This is a genomic window from Jiella sonneratiae (assembly GCF_017353515.1).
In the GTDB taxonomy this organism is placed as follows: domain Bacteria; phylum Pseudomonadota; class Alphaproteobacteria; order Rhizobiales; family Rhizobiaceae; genus Jiella; species Jiella sonneratiae.
This window is the reverse complement of record NZ_JAFMPY010000051.1, coordinates 1-5000: the sequence shown is the minus strand read 5'-3', so window position 1 is coordinate 5000 and position 5000 is coordinate 1. Positions and strand designations below refer to the sequence as shown.

The following is a 5000-nucleotide window of genomic DNA, read 5'->3' as shown; positions in this document are numbered from 1 at the left end:
AACGCTCCGCTACCACTCCCTAAGGAGTCCACAGCTTCGGTGTATGGCTTGAGCCCCGGTACATTTTCGGCGCAAAGTCTCTTGTTTAGACCAGTGAGCTGTTACGCTTTCTTTAAATGATGGCTGCTTCTAAGCCAACATCCTGGTTGTTTTGGAAACTTCACATCCTTTCCCACTTAGCCATAACTTGGGGACCTTAGCTGGTGGTCAGGGTTGTTGCCCTCTCCACGACGGACGTTAGCACCCGCCGTGTGTCTGCCGGATAGTTCTTCCAGGTATTCGGAGTTTGGTTAGGATCAGTAAGACGGTGAGTCCCCATAGCCCATCCAGTGCTCTACCCCCTGGAGAATAAGTCCGACGCTCTACCTAAATAGATTTCGCGGAGAACCAGCTATTTCCGAGTTTGATTGGCCTTTCACCCCTAGCCACAAGTCATCCCAATCTATTGCAACAGATGCGGGTTCGGCCCTTCAGTGCGTGTTACCGCACCTTCAGCCTGCTCATGGCTAGATCACTCGGTTTCGGGTCTAATCCGACGAACTGAACGCCCTGTTCAGACTCGCTTTCGCTGCGCCTACACCTATCGGCTTAAGCTTGCTCGCCAGACTAAGTCGCTGACCCATTATACAAAAGGTACGCCGTCACCCGGTCATCAAATGCTTCGCATTTGGTGACCGGCTTCCGTCTGATTTTTTCTGGGCCTCAATCGCCGGCGCGGGCATCCGCCCGCTTGGCTTGCGCGCCATCAGGCGCGACGGCCGTTCGGCCTTGCGAAGCCTTTCAGGCTTCGAGGCAACCTCCTCTCCAACCTAAGGAGAACAAGGCGCCCCGGTGCGAAGGCACCGCAAGCGCGACCGCGCGTCGCCGATCGTTCGGCGCGCCGTCGCAGCGCCAGCGGGTCGAAGACCCGCGTTCGGCGCGTGAGACAAAAAATCAGGAGAAGTCCGTCTCAAATCCGAAGGATTTGAAGACCGGGCTTCGACTGTTTGTAGGCATTCGGTTTCAGGTTCTCTTTCACTCCCCTTGTCGGGGTGCTTTTCACCTTTCCCTCACGGTACTGGTTCGCTATCGGTCATGCACGAGTACTTAGGCTTGGAGCGTGGTCGCCCCATGTTCAGACAGGATTTCACGTGTCCCGCCCTACTCGAGGACCTCGAAGAGCCTTGCGCCTACGGGGCTGTCACCCGATCTCGCCACGCTTTCCAACGTGTTCGGCTTCTCTCATACGAGGCCACTGGCCTGGTCCGCGTTCGCTCGCCACTACTAACGGAGTCTCGGTTGATGTCCTTTCCTTCGGGTACTGAGATGTTTCAGTTCCCCGAGTTCGCTTCTAACCCCTATGGATTCAGAGTCAGATACCTTCGTTGACTACCGTTAATCTAAACCGCTCACGGGCCGAAGGCCCTCCGCGTGGGCGGGCCATGAGGCCCGTCGCCCGTTCGGGCTCTGGCTGCCGCTCGCCCTTCAAGGGAGCACGGCAGTCAGGCCGCGACTGCGGCCCGCCGCTCCTGCGGCGCGCCCGCGCAGGCGATCGCGAAGCGATCTGCCGTGAGCGAGCAGTTTAGACTTAACGGTAGTCGAAGGTGGGTTGCCCCATTCGGAAATTCACGGATCAAAGCTTATTCGCAGCTCCCCATGACTTATCGCAGCGTATCACGTCCTTCATCGCCTGTGCATGCCAAGGCATCCACCAAATGCCCTTCAGACACTTGATCGTTCTCATCGTCGATGATCATCGGCGCGGCCCCAAGGGCCGTGCCGGTTTGTTTGCCCACTCACGCGCGAGGCGCTGCGTGGGGCGCGGCCCATCAGGGCCGACGGCCGTTCGGCCTTGCCTCGGACTTTCGTCCTCGGTTCGGCGCCCCGTCCGGCAGCCATTCGAGCCGCTCAAACAAGAGAGAAGATCATCGAACAGAGATCATTCTTGGTTCGGCACCGCAAACATCCGCCGGGCGTGCAACCCGGACGAACGTCCTGCAGCGGTGCCTTGATTGTCAGCCGGGTGGCTAAACCCGACTGACGAAAGACCAGCTTCTCGAGACGAACCCCGACGGTGTGCGGTCAGGCAACACCGATCCATGGCAAAGGGCCGTTATGACCCGGACGAAGGCGATGAACCCTCATCCGGAACCCTTCACCGACAGAACCGCGCGTGCCGCTTTCGCAGCGCCCCGGAGTAGGAGGCAGCCTCCTTGCGGAGACTTTGGCGACGATCCTTCGAGATCCGTCTTCTTCTTCACGATGGTTTGGAGATCAGGCCGCAAGGCTCACGAGGGAGCGATGCGGCAAACTTTTGCTTCTTGTCTGTGGATGATGCGTCAACCGCTATTGGTCGGCCTTCGCGCCGTAGGCGCTCCGGCATTCTTCCATTTCGATCGACATGCGATCGATCGGCTTCGCCGACCATTTCAGAATGGTGGAGCCTATCGGGATCGAACCGATGACCCTCTGCTTGCAAAGCAGATGCTCTCCCAGCTGAGCTAAGGCCCCGGGTTGTTTGCACTCACGCCAGATCGCTGCGCGATCGGCTCCGTGTGGGCGCCGAGCGATCGGCGACGGCCATTCGGCCTACCGAAGAGGCGCCCTTCCAGCCGAAACCCGGTGGGCCCGGCCCGTCTGCCCGCAGCGAAGCGAGGACAGACAGACAAGGAAAGCTGCCCGGGCCCACCATTTTGGTCGGCACCACGATGCAATCCTCGATCCGACCTCTCACCAAAATGGTGGGCCCGGGTAGATTCGAACTACCGACCTCACCCTTATCAGGGGTGCGCTCTAACCAACTGAGCTACGGGCCCGAGAGGTTTTCTCGCTCACGCCAGATCGCCGAGGCGATCAGCTGCGCGGGCGCGCCGCAGAAGCGGCGACGGCCTTCGGCCTACGAATGCCAAGCTCCGATGACGGCGCCATGACATTCTGCTCAGTCCGCGTCGAAAACGCCGGCTCGGCAGATATTCATCATCCTGACAAGAAAGAGAAACGAAGGCGGCGGGGCTTTGCCCTTCACGCCGTAGGCAGACCCGTAAGTCCGCTTCGTGAGCGCTTCGTATTTCAGCGGTACCGACTGACTATCGGCACCTTTGTTCTAAAACAATCCGATACGGGAAGTCCGGCGGACCAGACCCGAGGGCCTGATGGACCGGACGCCGTGAGGGATCGTCCTTAGAAAGGAGGTGATCCAGCCGCAGGTTCCCCTACGGCTACCTTGTTACGACTTCACCCCAGTCGCTGACCCTACCGTGGCTGGCTGCCTCCTATTGCTAGGTTAGCGCACCATCTTCGGGTAGAACCAACTCCCATGGTGTGACGGGCGGTGTGTACAAGGCCCGGGAACGTATTCACCGTGGCATGCTGATCCACGATTACTAGCGATTCCAACTTCATGCACCCGAGTTGCAGAGTGCAATCCGAACTGAGACGGCTTTTTGGGATTAGCTCACCATCGCTGGTTGGCTGCCCACTGTCACCGCCATTGTAGCACGTGTGTAGCCCAGCCCGTAAGGGCCATGAGGACTTGACGTCATCCCCACCTTCCTCTCGGCTTATCACCGGCAGTCCCCTTAGAGTGCCCAACTGAATGCTGGCAACTAAGGGCGAGGGTTGCGCTCGTTGCGGGACTTAACCCAACATCTCACGACACGAGCTGACGACAGCCATGCAGCACCTGTGTCCACGCCCAAAGGGAGGAACCCGTCTCCGGGAACCGTCGTGGCATGTCAAGAGCTGGTAAGGTTCTGCGCGTTGCTTCGAATTAAACCACATGCTCCACCGCTTGTGCGGGCCCCCGTCAATTCCTTTGAGTTTTAATCTTGCGACCGTACTCCCCAGGCGGGAAGCTTAATGCGTTAACTGCGCCACCGACGAGTAAACCCGCCAACGGCTAGCTTCCATCGTTTACGGCGTGGACTACCAGGGTATCTAATCCTGTTTGCTCCCCACGCTTTCGCACCTCAGCGTCAGTTGTGGTCCAGTGAGCCGCCTTCGCCACTGGTGTTCCTGCGAATATCTACGAATTTCACCTCTACACTCGCAATTCCACTCACCTCTACCACACTCGAGACACCCAGTATCAAAGGCAGTTCCGGGGTTGAGCCCCGGGATTTCACCCCTGACTTAAATGTCCGCCTACGTGCGCTTTACGCCCAGTAATTCCGAACAACGCTAGCCCCCTTCGTATTACCGCGGCTGCTGGCACGAAGTTAGCCGGGGCTTCTTCTCCGGCTACCGTCATTATCGTCACCGGTGAAAGAGCTTTACAACCCTAGGGCCTTCATCACTCACGCGGCATGGCTGGATCAGGCTTGCGCCCATTGTCCAATATTCCCCACTGCTGCCTCCCGTAGGAGTTTGGGCCGTGTCTCAGTCCCAATGTGGCTGATCATCCTCTTAGACCAGCTATGGATCGTCGCCTTGGTAGGCCATTACCCCACCAACTAGCTAATCCAACGCGGGCTCATCCTTTCCCGATAAATCTTTCCCCCGAAGGGCTTATACGGTATTAATTCCAGTTTCCCGGAGCTATCCCGTAGAAAAGGGTAGATTCCCACGCGTTACTCACCCGTCTGCCACTCACCCCGAAGGATGCGTTCGACTTGCATGTGTTAAGCCTGCCGCCAGCGTTCGTTCTGAGCCAGGATCAAACTCTCAGGTTTGATAAGAGTTGTCCCAGCCGTCACTGTCTCAAAGCTTGACGAGAATTTCTTCAGCATCCCCGGCCCGGCAAAAGCCCGAAAGTCCATGCCAAATGCCCGGCCCGCAATCCTGCGAACCCGGCGACCGAAAACGCCATGCCCTCCAGCCACGACGACCCGTCCGTCCCTTGCGAAACGAACAAACCGTCAAACAGACCGGAGAGACCATTCTCATCCAAAGAGAAGTCCGTGACGGCCAGGGCCATCTCACAAACTCACCCCATACCGGAAAGGATACCGGCAAGGATGAGCCGCAAAACCCGCGCCGCCCACGCTTCTCTTTCTTGTCTCCAATACCAACAATGTCAAAGA

At 58.2% G+C, this 5000-nt stretch carries 1 protein-coding gene, 2 tRNA genes and 2 rRNA genes (1 of these 5 running past the window's edge); all 5 read right to left on the bottom strand.

All coding sequences use genetic code 11. From position 1 onward, the window contains the following. Window positions 1-1715, bottom strand: a 23S ribosomal RNA gene (locus J1C47_RS23190) (it extends 1561 nt beyond the left edge of the window). A 699-nt stretch (window positions 1716-2414) separates the two neighbouring features. After that, window positions 2415-2490: transfer RNA gene (locus J1C47_RS23185), tRNA-Ala, on the bottom strand. 228 nt (window positions 2491-2718) lie between these two features. After that, window positions 2719-2795, bottom strand: a tRNA-Ile gene (locus J1C47_RS23180). Between the two features lie 368 nt (window positions 2796-3163). Further along, window positions 3164-4649 (bottom strand): 16S ribosomal RNA (locus J1C47_RS23175). Together the 16S and 23S rRNA genes with 2 tRNA genes alongside form the textbook arrangement of a ribosomal RNA operon. Window positions 4650-4699: 50 nt before the next feature. Then, window positions 4700-4894 carry a hypothetical protein gene (locus J1C47_RS23170; protein WP_207353179.1) on the bottom strand — a complete coding sequence of 65 codons (195 nt, stop codon included), beginning with the start codon at window positions 4892-4894 and terminating at the stop codon, window positions 4700-4702. Window positions 4895-5000: the final 106 nt, after the last annotated feature.

Bases quoted from the DNA above. Each gene is read 5' to 3' on its own strand.
- J1C47_RS23170 (WP_207353179.1), bottom strand. From the start codon at position 4,894: ATGGCCCTGGCCGTCACGGACTTCTCTTTGGATGAGAATGGTCTCTCC.